This is a genomic window from Pseudomonas sp. JC1203 (genome assembly GCF_056175065.1).
The window spans coordinates 60,963-75,410 of record NZ_JBWCAM010000007.1; the positions used below are offsets into that span (position 1 = coordinate 60,963).

General features: G+C 68.0%; 11 protein-coding genes. 6 read left to right on the plus strand and 5 right to left on the minus strand.

The window, feature by feature from the left end; translation table 11 throughout:
- Nucleotides 1-8: 8 nt before the first annotated feature.
- The 6 genes from AC0SZ7_RS12380 (at nucleotide 9) to AC0SZ7_RS12405 (ending at nucleotide 6,788) form a co-directional block, all read left to right on the plus strand.
- Nucleotides 9-689 (plus strand): SGNH/GDSL hydrolase family protein, encoded by a 681-nt coding sequence (locus tag AC0SZ7_RS12380; RefSeq protein ID WP_475504673.1) that lies wholly within the window; start codon nucleotides 9-11, stop codon nucleotides 687-689.
- On the plus strand, nucleotides 686-1,357 hold the full coding sequence (locus AC0SZ7_RS12385; RefSeq protein ID WP_475504674.1) for a cell division protein FtsQ: 672 nt from the start codon (nucleotides 686-688) through the stop codon (nucleotides 1,355-1,357). Before AC0SZ7_RS12380 ends, AC0SZ7_RS12385 begins: the two co-directional genes overlap by 4 nt.
- A gap of 18 nt (nucleotides 1,358-1,375) precedes the next feature.
- Nucleotides 1,376-2,791: an MBOAT family O-acyltransferase gene (locus AC0SZ7_RS12390; RefSeq protein WP_475504675.1), complete on the plus strand. Its 1,416-nt coding sequence runs from the start codon at nucleotides 1,376-1,378 to the stop codon at nucleotides 2,789-2,791.
- Nucleotides 2,791-3,939 carry an alginate O-acetyltransferase AlgX-related protein gene (locus tag AC0SZ7_RS12395; protein WP_475504676.1) on the plus strand — a complete coding sequence of 383 codons (1,149 nt, stop codon included), beginning with the start codon at nucleotides 2,791-2,793 and terminating at the stop codon, nucleotides 3,937-3,939. Before AC0SZ7_RS12390 ends, AC0SZ7_RS12395 begins: the two co-directional genes overlap by 1 nt.
- Nucleotides 3,940-4,015: 76 nt before the next feature.
- A complete protein-coding gene (locus tag AC0SZ7_RS12400) occupies nucleotides 4,016-4,795 on the plus strand; it encodes a substrate-binding periplasmic protein (RefSeq protein ID WP_475504677.1) in 780 nt (259 codons plus the stop codon).
- A gap of 544 nt (nucleotides 4,796-5,339) precedes the next feature.
- Nucleotides 5,340-6,788 (plus strand): NCS1 family nucleobase:cation symporter-1, encoded by a 1,449-nt coding sequence (locus AC0SZ7_RS12405; protein ID WP_475504678.1) that lies wholly within the window; start codon nucleotides 5,340-5,342, stop codon nucleotides 6,786-6,788.
- 12 nt (nucleotides 6,789-6,800) lie between these two features.
- On the opposite strand, the gene AC0SZ7_RS12410 is transcribed toward AC0SZ7_RS12405, so the two are convergent.
- The 5 genes from AC0SZ7_RS12410 to AC0SZ7_RS12430 form a co-directional block, all read right to left on the minus strand.
- Nucleotides 6,801-9,902: an error-prone DNA polymerase gene (locus AC0SZ7_RS12410; protein ID WP_475504679.1), complete on the minus strand. Its 3,102-nt coding sequence runs from the start codon at nucleotides 9,900-9,902 to the stop codon at nucleotides 6,801-6,803.
- A complete protein-coding gene (locus AC0SZ7_RS12415; RefSeq protein ID WP_475504680.1) occupies nucleotides 9,878-11,293 on the minus strand; it encodes a Y-family DNA polymerase in 1,416 nt (471 codons plus the stop codon). The genes AC0SZ7_RS12410 and AC0SZ7_RS12415 overlap by 25 nt, the downstream gene beginning before the upstream one ends.
- 7 nt (nucleotides 11,294-11,300) lie before the next feature.
- Complete coding sequence (imuA, locus tag AC0SZ7_RS12420; protein ID WP_473002353.1) at nucleotides 11,301-11,918, minus strand: translesion DNA synthesis-associated protein ImuA; 618 nt, start codon at nucleotides 11,916-11,918, stop codon at nucleotides 11,301-11,303.
- Nucleotides 11,918-12,532, minus strand: coding sequence for a transcriptional repressor LexA (lexA, locus tag AC0SZ7_RS12425; RefSeq protein WP_475504681.1), 615 nt, complete (start codon nucleotides 12,530-12,532; stop codon nucleotides 11,918-11,920). Before lexA ends, imuA begins: the two co-directional genes overlap by 1 nt.
- A 711-nt stretch (nucleotides 12,533-13,243) precedes the next feature.
- Nucleotides 13,244-14,416 (minus strand): GGDEF domain-containing protein, encoded by a 1,173-nt coding sequence (locus AC0SZ7_RS12430; RefSeq protein ID WP_475504682.1) that lies wholly within the window; start codon nucleotides 14,414-14,416, stop codon nucleotides 13,244-13,246.
- Nucleotides 14,417-14,448: the final 32 nt, after the last annotated feature.

Consider the following 14,448-nt stretch of genomic DNA (forward strand, 5'->3'; position numbering starts at 1 on the left):
TATTTGACATGGCTGCTTCTGTTTTGGCTGGTTTGACCCTGCTGGTGATTGGTGAAAGCCACATGAGCTTCCCCGACTCGCTGATGAACCCGCTGTACGACAACCTCACCCAGCAAGGTGCCCAGGTGCACGCCATCGGCGCGTGCGGCGCCAACCCGGCCGACTGGGTCACGCCCAAGCTCAAGCTGGACTGCGGCGCCACCCGCGAGCCAGGCGAAAAAATCAAGGTGATGAGCCGTGGCACCATGGACACCCAGCCCATCAAGGACGTGATCGCCAAGGACAAGCCTGACCTGGTGGTGCTGATCATGGGCGACACCATGGCCTCGTATAAAACCACGCCGTTCCCCAAAGTCTGGGCCTACCAGAGCGTGACCGCGCTGACCAGGCAGATCGCCGACAGCGGCGCCAAGTGCGTGTGGGTAGGGCCGGCCTGGGGCAAGGCCAACGGCAGCAACATCTACGAAAACACTTACGGCAAGAACCAGGTGCGCACCCAACTGGTGGCTGGCACCCTGGCCAACATGGTCGCGCCATGCACCTACATTGACTCCACCAAGTTCTCCAAGCCCGGTGAGTGGATTACCTCCGACGGCCAGCACTTCACCATTGCCGGCTACAAGTCCTGGGCGGCCGCCATCGGCAAGTCGATCAGCGAGCTGCCGGCCAGCGCCGTGGGGGCGAAATGATCAAGCACCTGCCCCTGCTCGTCGGCGGCCTGGCGCTGAGCGCCAGCGCCTTCAGCGGCGAAATCGCCCTGTACCCCACCGGCCCCGCCCAGGACTCGGCCTACCTGCGCTTCGTCAACGTCTCGGCCAGCCCCCTGGAACTGGCGCCCGAAGGCTCGAAGGCAACCTTGAAGCTTGAGGCCGGCAAGGTGGTCACCGACTTCATCGCCGTGCCCGGCGGCAAGGCGGTCAACGGCACCCTGAGCCGTGACGGCCATCGCGTGCCGCTGGCGGTGACCGTGGCCCCGGGCGACTTCGCCACGGTGTTCGCGCTGCCGGCGGCCGGCGGCGGCATCCAACAGCAGGTCGTGACCGAAGCGTTCGACCTGCCCAACCAGCTCAAGGCCTCGCTGGCGTTCTTCAACGCCGACGGCAGTTGCACCGATGCCCGCGTCAACGTCGCCGGCAAGGACCTCGACCTGTTCCAGAAGGCCCCGGCCGGCAACCCGCGCCGCCAGGAGCTGAACCCACGCGCGCAATTGGCGGTGCAGCTGGTGTGCGCCGGCGCCAACGTCGGCCCGGCCGTGGAGCTGGGTGCGCTGGAAGCCAACAAGCGCTACAGCCTGTTGCTGGTGCCGTCGCCGGCCGGCCCTCACCTGGTGGCCGCCACCGACAGCGTCGCCAACTAAAGGGAACCCCGCGCCACCATGGTCTTCGCCTCGCTAGAGTTCCTGACGCTGTTCCTGCCAGCTTTCCTGCTGGTGTATACCCTGGCGAGGCCGGCGTGGCGCAACGTCATCCTGTTGGTTGGCAGCTGGTTGTTCTACGGCTGGCTGAGCCCGCTGTTCCTGTTGCTGCACATGGCCCTGACCGTGCTGGCGTGGGTGGGCGGCCTGCTGGTGGACCGTTCGCGCGACGGTAGCCGCGGCCGCGTGCGGCTGCTGGTCAGCCTGATCGTGGTGAATACCGCCGTGCTGTGCTGGTACAAGTACGCAAACATTCTGGCCGGCACCTGGAACCAGCTCATCACCTATTACGGCGCCATGCCCATGGCCTGGCAACGGGTGGCGCTGCCAGCGGGGCTGTCGTTCATCGTGCTGCAGGCCATCTCCTACCTGGTGGACGTGCACCGCCACGTGGTGCCGGTGGAGCGCAGCTTCGTCAACTACGCTACCTACATCTCGATGTTCGGCCACTCCATTGCCGGGCCCATCATTCGCTATGACTGGGTGCGCCGCGAGCTGAACCAGCGGTACTTCAACTGGCCGAACTTCGCCCTGGGCGCGCGGCGCTTCATGATTGGCCTGAGCATGAAAGTGCTGGTGGCCGACACCCTGTCGCCGCTGGTGGACGTGGCGTTTCACCTGCACCAGCCGTCGCTGGTGGACGCCTGGACCGGCTGCCTGGCCTACTCGCTGCAGCTGTTCTTCGACTTCGCCGGCTACAGCGCCATGGCCATCGGCCTGGGCCTGATGCTGGGCTTCCACTTCCCGGAAAACTTCAACCGGCCGTACCTGGCCAGCAGCATCCAGGATTTCTGGCGGCGCTGGCACCTGTCGCTGTCGAGCTGGCTGCGCGACTACCTGTACATTGCCCTGGGCGGCAACCGCAAAGGGGCGTGGAAGACCTACCGCAACCTGTTCCTGACCATGGCCATCGCTGGCCTGTGGCACGGCGGCGACAGCTGGAACTACCTGCTGTGGGGCTCGGCCCACGGCGTGGCGCTGTGCGTCGACCGCGCATGGTCGCGATCCAGCCTGCCGCGCATCCCCGCCTGGGCGGCGCACACCGGCACACTGCTGTTCGTGTGCCTGGCCTGGACGCTGTTCCGCGCCCCGGACTTCGCCACCGCGCTGGACATGTACGCCGGCCAGTTCGGCCTGCACGGCGTGGCCCTGGGCGAAGCGCTGGCCGTGACCCTGCGCCCGGTGCACGGGCTGGCGGCGCTGCTGGGCGTGGTATGCATCCTGGCGCCGCTGCTGCAGGGCCGCTGTGAACGTCGACTGGCAGGCAACGCGATGTTCGCGCTGGCTGCCGCCCTTTGGCCCGTGTGCGGGTTCGTGCTGTCGTTCTGCTTGATCGCCAGCCGCGAAGCCGTGCCCTTCCTGTACTTCCAATTCTGATGACCCAGCCCACGCACTCCCCGTCCACCGCCCCCACGCCGCCCACCGCCGTGGCGTTGCGCGCCAGCCCGCTGGCGGGTGTCGTCCTGGTGCTGTTCTTTGCCGTGGCGGCGGCATCGTGCGCCTGGTTGCTGGTTACCGGCTCGGTGCGCTTGCTGCCTGACAGCGTGACTGCCGACCAGTTGCTGCATGGCGACATTACCCACCGTTTCGCCAAGACCCTGGCCGATGCCCCCGTGCCCCGCACGGCGGCCAGCCTGGAGCGCGCCGGCAGCTGGCTGCTGCTGGGCGACCTGGGGCCACGGGTGCGCCAAGGCTGCCCGGGCTGGCTGTTCCTTGCCGATGAGCTGCGCCTGAACCCGGCCGCCGCGGCCAACGCCCAGACCAAGGCAGCTGCGGTGATCGGCCTGCAACAGGCACTGGCGCGTCGCGGCATCAAGCTGGTGGTGGCCGTGGTGCCGGATAAAAGCCGCATTGCCGCCGAGCAGCTCTGTGGCCTGGTTCGCCCGGCGTCGCTGGCGCCGCGTATCGTCGATTGGCTGGGGTTGTTGAACGCTGCGGGCGTGGCCACGGTGAACCTGACGCCGACGCTGGCGCCACTGGGCAACAGCGCTTTCCTACGCACCGACACCCACTGGAGCGAGGCCGGCGCCCGCGCTGCCGCCGAGCGTGTGGCGCAGGCGGTACGCAGCCTGCCCTTCCAGCCTACCCCGGCCCAGGCGTTCGACCTGCAGCAACACGCCAGCGCCTTGCGCCCGGGCGACCTGGTGCACCTGGCCGGTATCGACGGCCTGCCGCTGGCCTTGCAGCCCACGCCCGAAAGCATCGCCGCCACCCAGGCCAAGGCCGCCGCGCCCGCCCAGGCCGATGGCGACAGCGTCGACGACCTGTTCGGCGACGACAACCTGCCCAACACCGCGTTGATCGGCACCTCGTTCTCGCGTAATTCCAACTTCCTCGGTTTCCTCCAGCACGCGCTGAGCACCCCGGTGGGCAGCTTCGCCAAGGACGGCGGCGAGTTCTCCGGCGCCGCCAAGGCCTACTTCGAGAGCCCGGCCTTCACCCAGACCCCGCCGGCGCTGGTCATTTGGGAAATACCCGAGCGCGACCTGCAGACCGCGTACGACGGCGGCGTAAGCCTGCCCTGACGCGGCCTGGCGGCCGCTGCCAGGTTGTGGAACATCGCGTGCAGGCGCGGGTCTATACTGGGGTTGCTTCCCCCGTATGGCCGACCGGGCAGGACACGTGAAATCACCGAAACTCATCACTGCATTGTTCTGTCTGTTGCTAGGCCCCCTCGGCACCGCGGCCGGCGCCGAACCGTACAGGGTGGTCACCGAAGAGTGGGCCCCCTACAACTACCTGGAAAACAACCAGCTCACCGGCATGACCACGGACATCGTCCGGGCCATCATGGCGCTGACCGGGGATGACTTCCAGGTACAGCTGCTGCCCAGCATGCGCAGCACCCATGCCCTGCAGAAGCGCCCCAGGACCATCATGTTTTCGCTGTTCCGCACTGCCGAACGCGACCCGTTGTACAAATGGGTGGGGCCCATCGTCGAAGAGTCGATCTACCCCTACCAACTGGCCAGCGCGCCCCAGCAGCTCGATTCCCGCGAGCAACTGCTGCGCGCCCCGCAGATCACCACCCGGCAGGCCGGGCTGGTGCCCGAACAGCTGGAGGCGCAAGGCTTCGGCAACCTCGACAAGAGCGCCACCAGCAACCTGCAGCTGTACCGCATGCTGCTGGCCGGGCGTACGGCCATCATCATCGGCGACACCGCGTCGGGGGTGGCGTATTACAGCAACGTGTTGCACATCGCCCCCGGCACTTTGCGCAAGATACCCGTGGAGCTGTACCGGTCATCACTGTACATCGCCTTCAGCCGCGACTCGGACGACAAACTCGTGGCCGCCTGGAGCCGCGCCCTGGAGCAGTTGCGCCACTCCGGCGAGCTTGCGCAGATCCAGCGCCGCTACACCCCCACCCTCGAACGCTGACGCAGCAGGTCCGTAGCAGCAACTGTCTTGTGGGAGCTGGCGTGCCCGCGAGCCTTTATGGCCCCAACAGCTCGCTGGCAAGCCAGCTCCCACTGGATCTAGCGGCCACAGGCCGCGTCCAAGGTGCCGCGCTATTCTCGGCACACCGCAGCGAACACGGACGCCGCCTGCGGCAGCTGCTACGGGGATGCGCGCAACCCGCTGATCGCGTCGCTTGCATCGTGGTTTCTGTAGCCGCAACTGCCTTGGCGGAGATTCTGCGGCCGTCCCCTGTAGCAGCGGCCACAGGCCGCGTCCGAACGCACCGCCTATCCCCAGGTATTCCGCGTTGTGACCGGACGCAGCCTGCGGCAGCTGCTACGGAAGTCGAGGCGGCGCTGTGTATACAACTTCTGTGCACTGTGTTTGGGCGGGGGTGCACTTATGGGTGGCATTTTAGGGGGGGCTGGAACCCTGCAGCCCGCAAACTAGAGCCATCAGCAGCTTTGGCACACATTCTGCCTACAACCTCGTATACAAAAAATCAAAACGAGGGAGACAAGCCATGTCTGACACACGCCCCGCTCATTACAGCCCAAAGCTCTACAACCATGACCTGGGCCCCACGCAGCAAACCTGGAGCTGGTACAACATCTTCGCGTTCTGGATGAGTGACGTGCACAGCGTCGGCGGCTATGTGTTCGCCGCCAGCCTGTTCGCCCTCGGGCTGGCCAGCTGGCAGGTGTTGATCGCGCTGCTGGCGGGCATTTGCATTGTGCAGGTGATCGCCAACCTGGTGGCGCGGCCCAGCCAGCAAGCTGCAGTGCCTTACCCGGTCATTTGCCGCCTGGCCTTCGGGGTGTTCGGCGCCAACATTCCCGCCGTGATCCGCGGGCTGATCGCCGTGGCCTGGTACGGGGTGCAGACGTACCTGGCGTCCAGCGCGCTGGTCATCGTGGTGCTGCGGTTTTTCCCCGAGCTTGCCGCCTACCAGCAAGTGACCTTCGCCGGCCTGTCGTACCTGGGCTGGTTCGGCTTCCTGACCCTGTGGGTGGTGCAGGCTTTCGTGTTCTGGACCGGCATGGAATCCATCCGCCGCTTCATCGACTGGGCCGGCCCCGCCGTCTACGCGGTAATGTTTGCCCTGGCGGGCTGGATCGTCTGGCGCGCGGGCTGGAGCAACATCAGCTTCACCCTCGCCGAAAAACACCTGGCCGGCTGGGAAGCGGTGGGCCAGGTGATCATGGCCACGGCCCTGGTGGTCTCGTATTTCTCCGGCCCGACATTGAATTTCGGTGATTTCAGCCGCTACTGCCGCAGCATGGCCGACGTGCGACGCGGCAACTTCTGGGGCCTGCCGATCAACTTCCTGGCCTTCTCGCTGGTGACCGTGGTGATTGTCTCGGGCACCCTGCCCATCTTCGGCGAAATGATCCATGACCCCATCGCCACCGTGGCGCGCATCGACAACACCACCGCCGTGCTGCTGGGTGCCTTTACCTTCGTCACCGCCACGGTGGGCATCAACATCGTCGCCAACTTCGTCTCGCCGGCCTTCGACTTCGCCAACGTCTCGCCCAGCCGCATCAGCTGGCGCATGGGCGGCATGATCGCCGCGGTGCTGTCGGTGTTCATCACCCCCTGGAACCTGTTCAACAACCCCCAGGTCATCCACTACACCCTGGACGTGCTGGCCGCCTGCATCGGCCCGCTGTTCGGCATCCTGCTGGTGGACTACTACCTGATCAAGCGCCAGCAGATCGACGTCGACGCGCTGTTCAACGACGGCCCCAGTGGCCGCTACTGGTACAGCAACGGCGTCAATTGGGTAGCGGTGAAAGCCCTGGCGCTGGCGGCAGGCGCGGGCCTGTGCATTACCTTCGTGCCGTGGCTGCAGCCGATGGCCAACTTCGCCTGGTTCACCGGCTGCGCGCTGGGCGGCGGGTTGTTCTACGTGCTGAGCCTGGCGGCCCGCCGCACGCTGGCCGGCGCTGCCCAGCCCGCGCCGCTGTAAGGCACACCCGGCTCAGCGAAAATCGCGGCTGCGAATGTCCAGTCCCGCCAGCATTGGGGTGAGGTCGGTGAGTTTGCCGGCGATCAGGTGGCGCACGCCGCTTTCGGACTCCAGCCGCCCATGCACCTGCAGCAGCCGCGCGCTCACCAGCGGCTTGCGCTGGCGCTCGGCCAGGTCGTTCCAGACCACCACGTTGATCATGCCGAACTCGTCTTCCAGGGTGACGAAGATCACCCCACTGGCGGTCTGCGGACGCTGGCGACCGGTGACCAGGCCGGCGACGCTGATGTGCCGGCCGTGGTCGATGCCGGCCAGCTCCCGCGAGCTGCGGCAACGCAGGCGCTGCAAGCCGGGGCGCAGCAGGGTCAGGGGGTGCGGGCCCAGAGTGGTGCCGACGGTGGCGTAGTCGGCCACCAGGTTTTCGCCAACGCTGGGCACCGGCAACGCCACCGGCGTGTCGCGGCGGCTGGGCAAGTCGGCGAACAGCGGCAGTTGCGCCTCGACGCTGGCCACTTCCCAGCGCGCGCGGAAGCGGTCACCCGCCAGCCCCTGCAAGGCGTCGGCGTCGGCCAGCAGCGCGCGGGCGCGGTTGTCGAGGCCGGCGCGCAGGCATAGGTCGCTGACGTCGGCGAAGGGCTGCCGGGCGCGCACCTGTTCAATGCGCAGGGCGTCTTCCTGGCGAAAGCCGCGAATCATCCGCAGGCCCAGGCGAATGGCCGGCTGCCCTGCCCCGCACGGCTCCAGGGTGCAGTCCCAGTCGCTGTGGCGCACGTCCACCGCGCGGGTCTGCAGTTGGTGCCGGCGGGCGTCCTGCAGCAGCTGGTCGGGGCTGTAGAAGCCCATGGGCCAGCTGTTGATCAGCGCGCAGGTGAAGGCCGCCGGTTCATGGCACTTGAGCCAGCAGCTGGCGTAGGTCAGCAGCGCGAAGCTGGCCGCGTGGGACTCGGGGAAACCGTAGCTGCCAAAGCCCTTGATCTGCTCGAAGATCTTCTGCGCGAACTCCAGGCTGTAGCCGTTGCGCAGCATGCCTTCGGTGAGGCGCAGCTGGTGCGGCTCCAGGCCGCCGTGGCGCTTCCAGGCGGCCATGGAACGGCGCAGCTGGTCGGCCTCGCCGGGGCTGTAGTCGGCGGCGACGATGGCCAGTTCCATCACCTGTTCCTGGAACAGCGGCACGCCCAGTGTGCGTTCGAACACCTTCTTCAGCGCCTCGGAGGGGTACACCACCGGCTCCTCCTTGTTGCGCCGGCGCAGGTAGGGGTGAACCATGTCGCCCTGGATGGGCCCCGGGCGCACGATGGCCACCTGGATGACCAGGTCGTAGAACTTCGTCGGCCGCAGCCGCGGCAGCATGGCCATTTGCGCACGCGATTCGATCTGGAACACGCCCACGGTGTCGGCGCGGCTGATCATTTCATAGGTGCGCACGCACTCCGCCGGAATGCTCGCCAGGGTCAGCTCGCGGCCCTTGTAGCGGCGCAGCAGGTCGAAGCTGCGGCGCAAGGCGCTGAGCATGCCCAGGGCCAGCACGTCGACCTTCAGCAGGCCCACCGCGTCGAGGTCGTCCTTGTCCCACTGGATGATGGTGCGCTCGGCCATGGCCGCGTTTTCCACCGGCACCAGGGTGTCCAGCGGGTGCTCGCTGATGACGAAGCCGCCGGGGTGCTGGGACAGGTGCCGGGGGAAGCCCATCAGTTCGGCGGTGAGCGTCAGCACCCGGCGCAGCACCGGGCTGTCGACGTCGAAACCGGCCTCGCCCAGGCGCCCCACCGGCGGCACGCGGTCGCTGTAGCGGCCCACGCAGTCGGCCAGGCTGTTGACCTGGTCCGGGGGCAGGCCCAGGGCCTTGGCCACGTCGCGTATGGCGCCGGCGCCACGGTAGCTGCTGGCCACGGCGGTGAGCGCGGCGCGGCGGCGGCCGTAACGGTTGAACACGTATTGCAGCACTTCTTCGCGGCGGTCGTGCTCGAAGTCGACGTCGATGTCGGGCGGCTCGTTGCGCTCCTTGGAAATGAAGCGTTCGAACAGCATGTTCATGCGCCCCGGGTCCAGCTCGGTGATGCCCAGGGCGAAACACACGGCGGAGTTGGCTGCCGAACCGCGGCCCTGGCACAAAATACCCTGGCCACGGGCGAAGCGGACGATGTCGTGCACGGTGAGGAAATAGCTTTCGTAGCCCAGCTCGCTGATCAGCGCCAGTTCCTTGTCGATCTGCGCCTGCGCCGCTGGCGTGGCGCCCTGGGGCCAGCGCCAGTGCATGCCCTGCTCGGTGAGCGTGCGCAGCCACTGGCTGGCCGTGTGGCCCTCGGGCACCAGCTCGCGGGGGTACTGGTATTGCAGCTGGTCGAGGCTGAAGGTGCAGCGCCGGGCAATATAGACCGTCTCGTCCAGAAGCGCCTGGGGGTAGAGTTCGGCCAGCATTGGCAGGGGCCGAAGGTGCCGCTCGCCGTTGGCGAACAGGTGGTGCCCGGCGTCGGCCACGGTGGTGTGGTGGCGGATGGCGGTCATGGTGTCCTGCAGCGCCCGGCGCCCACGGGCGTGCATGTGCACGTCGCCGCTGGCCACGGCGCGCAGGCCCAGTTGCGCGGCCAGGGCCTGCAGCTGCGCCAGGCGCGCGTGGTCGTCGGCGCCCCGGTGCAGTTGCACCGCCAGCCACAGCTGCTGGCTGCCGAACACCCCGCGCAGCCAGTGGCCGGGGGCCAGGTCGTGGGTGTTGTCGGGCACCCACAGGGCCACCAGGCCGTGCAGCGGCACCTGGGCGAAGTCCTCGCGCAGCACCTGGTACTGGCCCTTGGCGGCCCGGCGCCGGGCCAGGGTAATCAGCTGGCAGAGGCTCTGGTAGCCGGCCAGGTTCTCTACCAGCAGCACCACCTTGGGGCCGTCATGGATGCGCATCTCGCTGCCGACGATCAGCGGCAACTCGCAGGCCTTGGCGGCCTGCCAGGCGCGGACGATGCCGGCCAGGGTGCATTCGTCGGTGATCGCCAGGGCCTGGTAGCCATGGCGCCTGGCGCGCTCGAACAGTTCCTGGGCGCTGGAGGCGCCACGCTGGAAGCTGAAGTTGGACAGGCAGTGCAGCTCGGCGTAGCCGTTCATGCGAACCAGCCCTGCAGCCACAGCCGCCCCTGCTCGCCGACTGTTTCATAGGCCCAGGCGCGCTGGCCGCTGGTGGTTTCCACCAGGTAATAGTCGCGGCGGATGTCACCGCCGTCCCACCAGCCCGACTCGATGCGCTCGGGGCCGGCCAGCACGCGCAGGTCGCAGTCGGTCCAGGCCTGGGGCTCGGCCAGCAGCCAGCCGGGGCGCGGCGCCGAGCCAGGCGCCAGCAGCGCCTTGGGCACGCTGGCCGCCAGCCAGGCGCGCTCGGGGCGGTGGTCGGCGCGAGCGGCGATGCCGCTGATGGCGTCGTCGCCCAGGCGCGCACGCAGGCGTTCGCGCAGCTGCTCCCAGGGCTGGGACTGCTGCGGGCGCTGGTCGAACAATGTCTGGTGGGTGGGCACGAAGCGCGGCAGGTCGCGTGCCACCAGGCGCACGTTGCGCACCGGGCGCTTGACCTGCACCGGTTCCAGGCGCCCGCGGGCCAACTCGAAAAGCATGCCGGCGTCGCGCTCGGCGCCCAGCAGGCCCACCGGCACCAAGGTGTCCTCGCCTTCGGCATGTTCCAGGTGCAGGGTGAAACGCTGCACGCCGCTGTCGCGCCCGCCCAGGTAGGCGGCCAGGTCGTTGATCAGCCGGCGCAGGGGGAACAGCAGGGCCTGGTGCGACTCGACGTCGAAGTTCAGCTCGATGCGCTGCTCGAAGAAGTCCGGCGGCAGGTAGAACGACAGGGCCAGGGGGCGCAGGCCGCCGAGGGTGTCCAGGTGCTGCAGGTCGCTGGCGGCAAAGCGCCGGGCCACGGTGTCGCGCGGCAGCGCCTGCACCTGGCCCAGCTGGCGCAGGCCCATGCGCGCAAACGCGGTGGCGGTTTCCCGTGGCAGGCCCACGCGCTCGATGGACAGCGGCGCCAGGGCCGCCGGCAGCTGCGCAGGCGCCAGCACCGCCAGGCCGTCATGGGCGTTGGCGAGCATGCGTGCGGCCGCCGGGTTGGGCGCCAGGGTGATGCGGTGGCTGAAGCCCAGGCCTTGCAGTTCGGCGCGCAGCCGCGCTTCGAACTGCGGCCAGGGGCCGAACAGGCCCAGGCTCGATTGCACCTCCAGCAGCAGCGCGCGGGGGTAATGCAGGCTGACCTGGGAGCTGAAGCGGTAGGCCCAGGCCGCCAGGAATTGCTGGCATTGCTCGATGTCGGCCGGGTCGTGCTCCTGGGTGGCGAAGTCGCGCGTCAGGGCATGGGCGGCGGTCAGGGTTTGCCCGGGGCGCAGGCCCAGGGCCCGGGCAGCCGGGTTGACGGCCTGCAGCACGCGGCGCTGGGTGGGGCCGCTGATCAGCGCCAGCGGCGCGTCGGGGTCTTCGCGGCGACGGCGGGCGCTGTCCAGCGCCAGTTGCGGGAAAAGAATGCAGGCCCAGAGCATGGCAACCTCAGGCGCTCTCGCTGAAGGCCAGCGGCGCGGCCGGGGCCAGCCCGCCGCGGCACTTGAGCACGCGCACCTGGGCTGGGCGCAGGTCGATGGCCAGGCGCAGGGCCGCCGGCGACGGGTTGTGCGCGGCCTGTTGCGGGCGGCAGGCGAACGCCAGGGTCTGGCCGGTTTCGGCGGCCACCTGCAGGCGCCGCAGGGCACGGTCATCGGCGCTCTGCGGCCAGCACAGCACCGCCGCGCAACTGCCCGAGCGCAGGCACTGTTCGGCAGCCCACAGGGCTTCGGTGCCCTGGGCGTCGACCAGCGCCAGCTGGCGCAGGTCGACGCCTGCCGCTTCCCACGCTGCCGGGTACGGAATGAACGGCGGCGCCACCAGCACCACGCGCTCGCCGGCCTGGGTCAGGCGTGCCAGGGTGGGCCACAGCAGGCGCAGCTCGCCACTGCCGGCGCAGGGAATGAGGATTTCGCTGAGCGCCGACGGCGGCCAGCCGCCAGTGGGCAACGCACGGTCGAGCCAACCATGGCCAGTAGGCTGGGCGGCCACGGGCTGGGCCTGGGCACGGCCCTTCCACACCCGTCGCTCGTCGAGCAGGCCTTCAAGGCTGACCACCGCGCCCATCAGCGGCGTACCAGGCCGCAGAAGATGCCTTCGATCACCAGCTCCTGCTCGGCGTCCACCACGATGGGCTCGTAGTCGGGGTTGCGCGGCATCAGGCGCACGCTGTCGCTCTTGAGCTCCAGGCGCTTGATGGTGACCTCGCCGTCCAGGCGCGCCACCACGATCTGGCCGTTGCGCGCGTCGTGCTGGCGCTTCACGCCCACCAGGTCGCCGTCGAGGATGCCGTCGCCGATCATCGAGTCACCGGCCACCTGCAGCAGGAAGTCCGGCGTGCGGGCGAACATGCGCGCGTCGAACACCATGTGGTCGTGCACGCCCACGTCGGGGTCGATGGGCCGCCCCGCCGCCACCCGGCCCAGCACCGGTATTTCCAGCAGCTCGGGCCGGCGCTGGCTGCGCGCCAGGCGAATGCCCCGCGCCTGGTTGGGCGTGACTTCGATGAAACCGGCCTCGGTCAAGGCGACGATATGCTTGCGCGCCACGCTGCGCGAAGCAAACCCGAAGGCCTCGCTGATTTCCGCCAGGCTCGGCGGCTGGCCGTGATCGGCAATGCGATCGCGGATAAAGGTGAGGATGGCGCTGCGTTTGGGAGATAGAGTAGTCATGGAGTACATTTGTACTCTATGCGCAGGATGGCTGCAAGCGTGGGCCGGCGAATGGTGGGGGGGGGACGACGCCTATCCATCAGGCCAACGCACAAAGGCTGGCAACGCCTATCCATCAGGCCAACCACAAAGGCTGGCAACGCCTATCCATCAGGCCAACCACAAAGGCTGGCAACGCCTATCCATCAGGCCATGGCACGGTGCAACAGATGTAGCACCGGCCGTCAGGCCGGGTCGCGCCGCGCGGGCGGCGCTCGATTTCGGAAACGCTGCAAGGCTCCAGACATGCACCTGCAAGCCACACTGAAGATCTTCAGTGAACGTTCGGGCCAGCGCAGCCTAGCGGCAGCGGCTACGCGGGTTGCGGGTTGCGGGTTACGGGTTACGGGTTACGGGTTACGGGTTACGGGTTACGGGTTGCAGGTTGCAGGTTGCAGGTTGCGAGTTGGATTCGATGAGTTCGTCGGGAGATTGCGTCACGGCGTGCAAGTGCATGTCGGGAGAGGTGTGGCGCTCTTGAGATCGAGCGCCGTCCGCACGGCGCGACCCGGCCTCACGGCCGGTGCTACATTTGTTGCACCGTGCCATGGCCTGATGGAGAGGCGTTGACAGCCTTTGTGCCATGGCCTTATGGATTCGCGTTGCCAGCCTTTGTGCCATGGCCTGATGGATTGGGGTTGCCAGCCTTGGTGGTATGGCACAACACCGTAGCCCTCATTCCTAACCCCCCACGCACACCCTGTTCCGCCCTTCCCGCTTCGCCCGGTACATCGCCTGGTCCGCGCGCTGGTACAGCTCGTCCGGGTCGCAGCCGGGGATACCCAGGGCCACGCCGACGCTGACGGTCAGCGGCGTGCCGTCGGGGTCGACGGCAATGCTCAGGTCCTGGACCGCGGTGCGGACCTCGTCGCCGATGCGCCCGGCGAAGTCGCGATCGACGTCGGCGAACAGCAGCACGAACTCCTCGCCGCCCAGGCGTGCGGCCAGGTCCAGCGGCCGGCGCGGGAAGCGCCCCAGGCGGGTGGCGATTGCCTGCAGCGCGCGGTCGCCGGCCGGGTGGCCGTGCAGGTCGTTGTAGCGTTTGAAGTGGTCGACATCCACCAGCATCAGCGCGCACAGGTGCGCCTCGCGGGTAGCCTGGGCCAGGGCGCGGCGGCCGAGCATCTCGAAGGCGCGGCGGTTGTAGAGGCCGGTCAGGGCATCGGTGCTGGCCATGGCGTGCAGCGAGCCGCGCAGCAGGAACAGCGTGCGAAACGAGCGTTCGTGGTAGTAGCGCAACGCCAATAGCGCCACCAGCGACGACACCTGGAACGGCATGAACGCGGCGAACTGCTGGTCCAGCAACTCACCCGCCACCCAGGGCGTCAGGCTCCAGCTGGCCAGGGCAATCAGCAGCGCCATGGCAATGGCCACATGCACGCTGAGCCCTACCGGAAACAGCACGGTGATGAACAGCAGAATCACTGCATCCAGCAGCAACGGCAGCTGGAATTCGCTGTGGTAGCGGGCGTAGAGCAGCATCATGGTGATGGAACTGACACAGGTGACGCCCAGCACCGCCACCACCCAGCGCTGCCCCGCCGCCACCTGTGACTGCTGGCGCACCTTGCGGTAGCCCACGCAGGCGAACAGCACCGTGAACAGCCGCGCGCCAATGGCGAAGAATGACGCGGGAGGGAAATGCGCCTTGTAGCCGTACCACACGTCCAGGGCCAGGAAGCCCAGCAGCGCCACCATCAGCAACAGCGCCGAGCCATTGCGGGTGCGCTGGAAACCCTGGTAGTTGAGTTCGCGGTATTCCTGTTCAAGCGCCGGCTCGAACCGCAACCAGGGAAACCCCCGCAGCCGTTGCCGGGTGTAGACGTTGTCGTTGTTGTCGACTAACTGGGTCAAGCTTTCAAACCGGTTCACACGTACCTCGATGG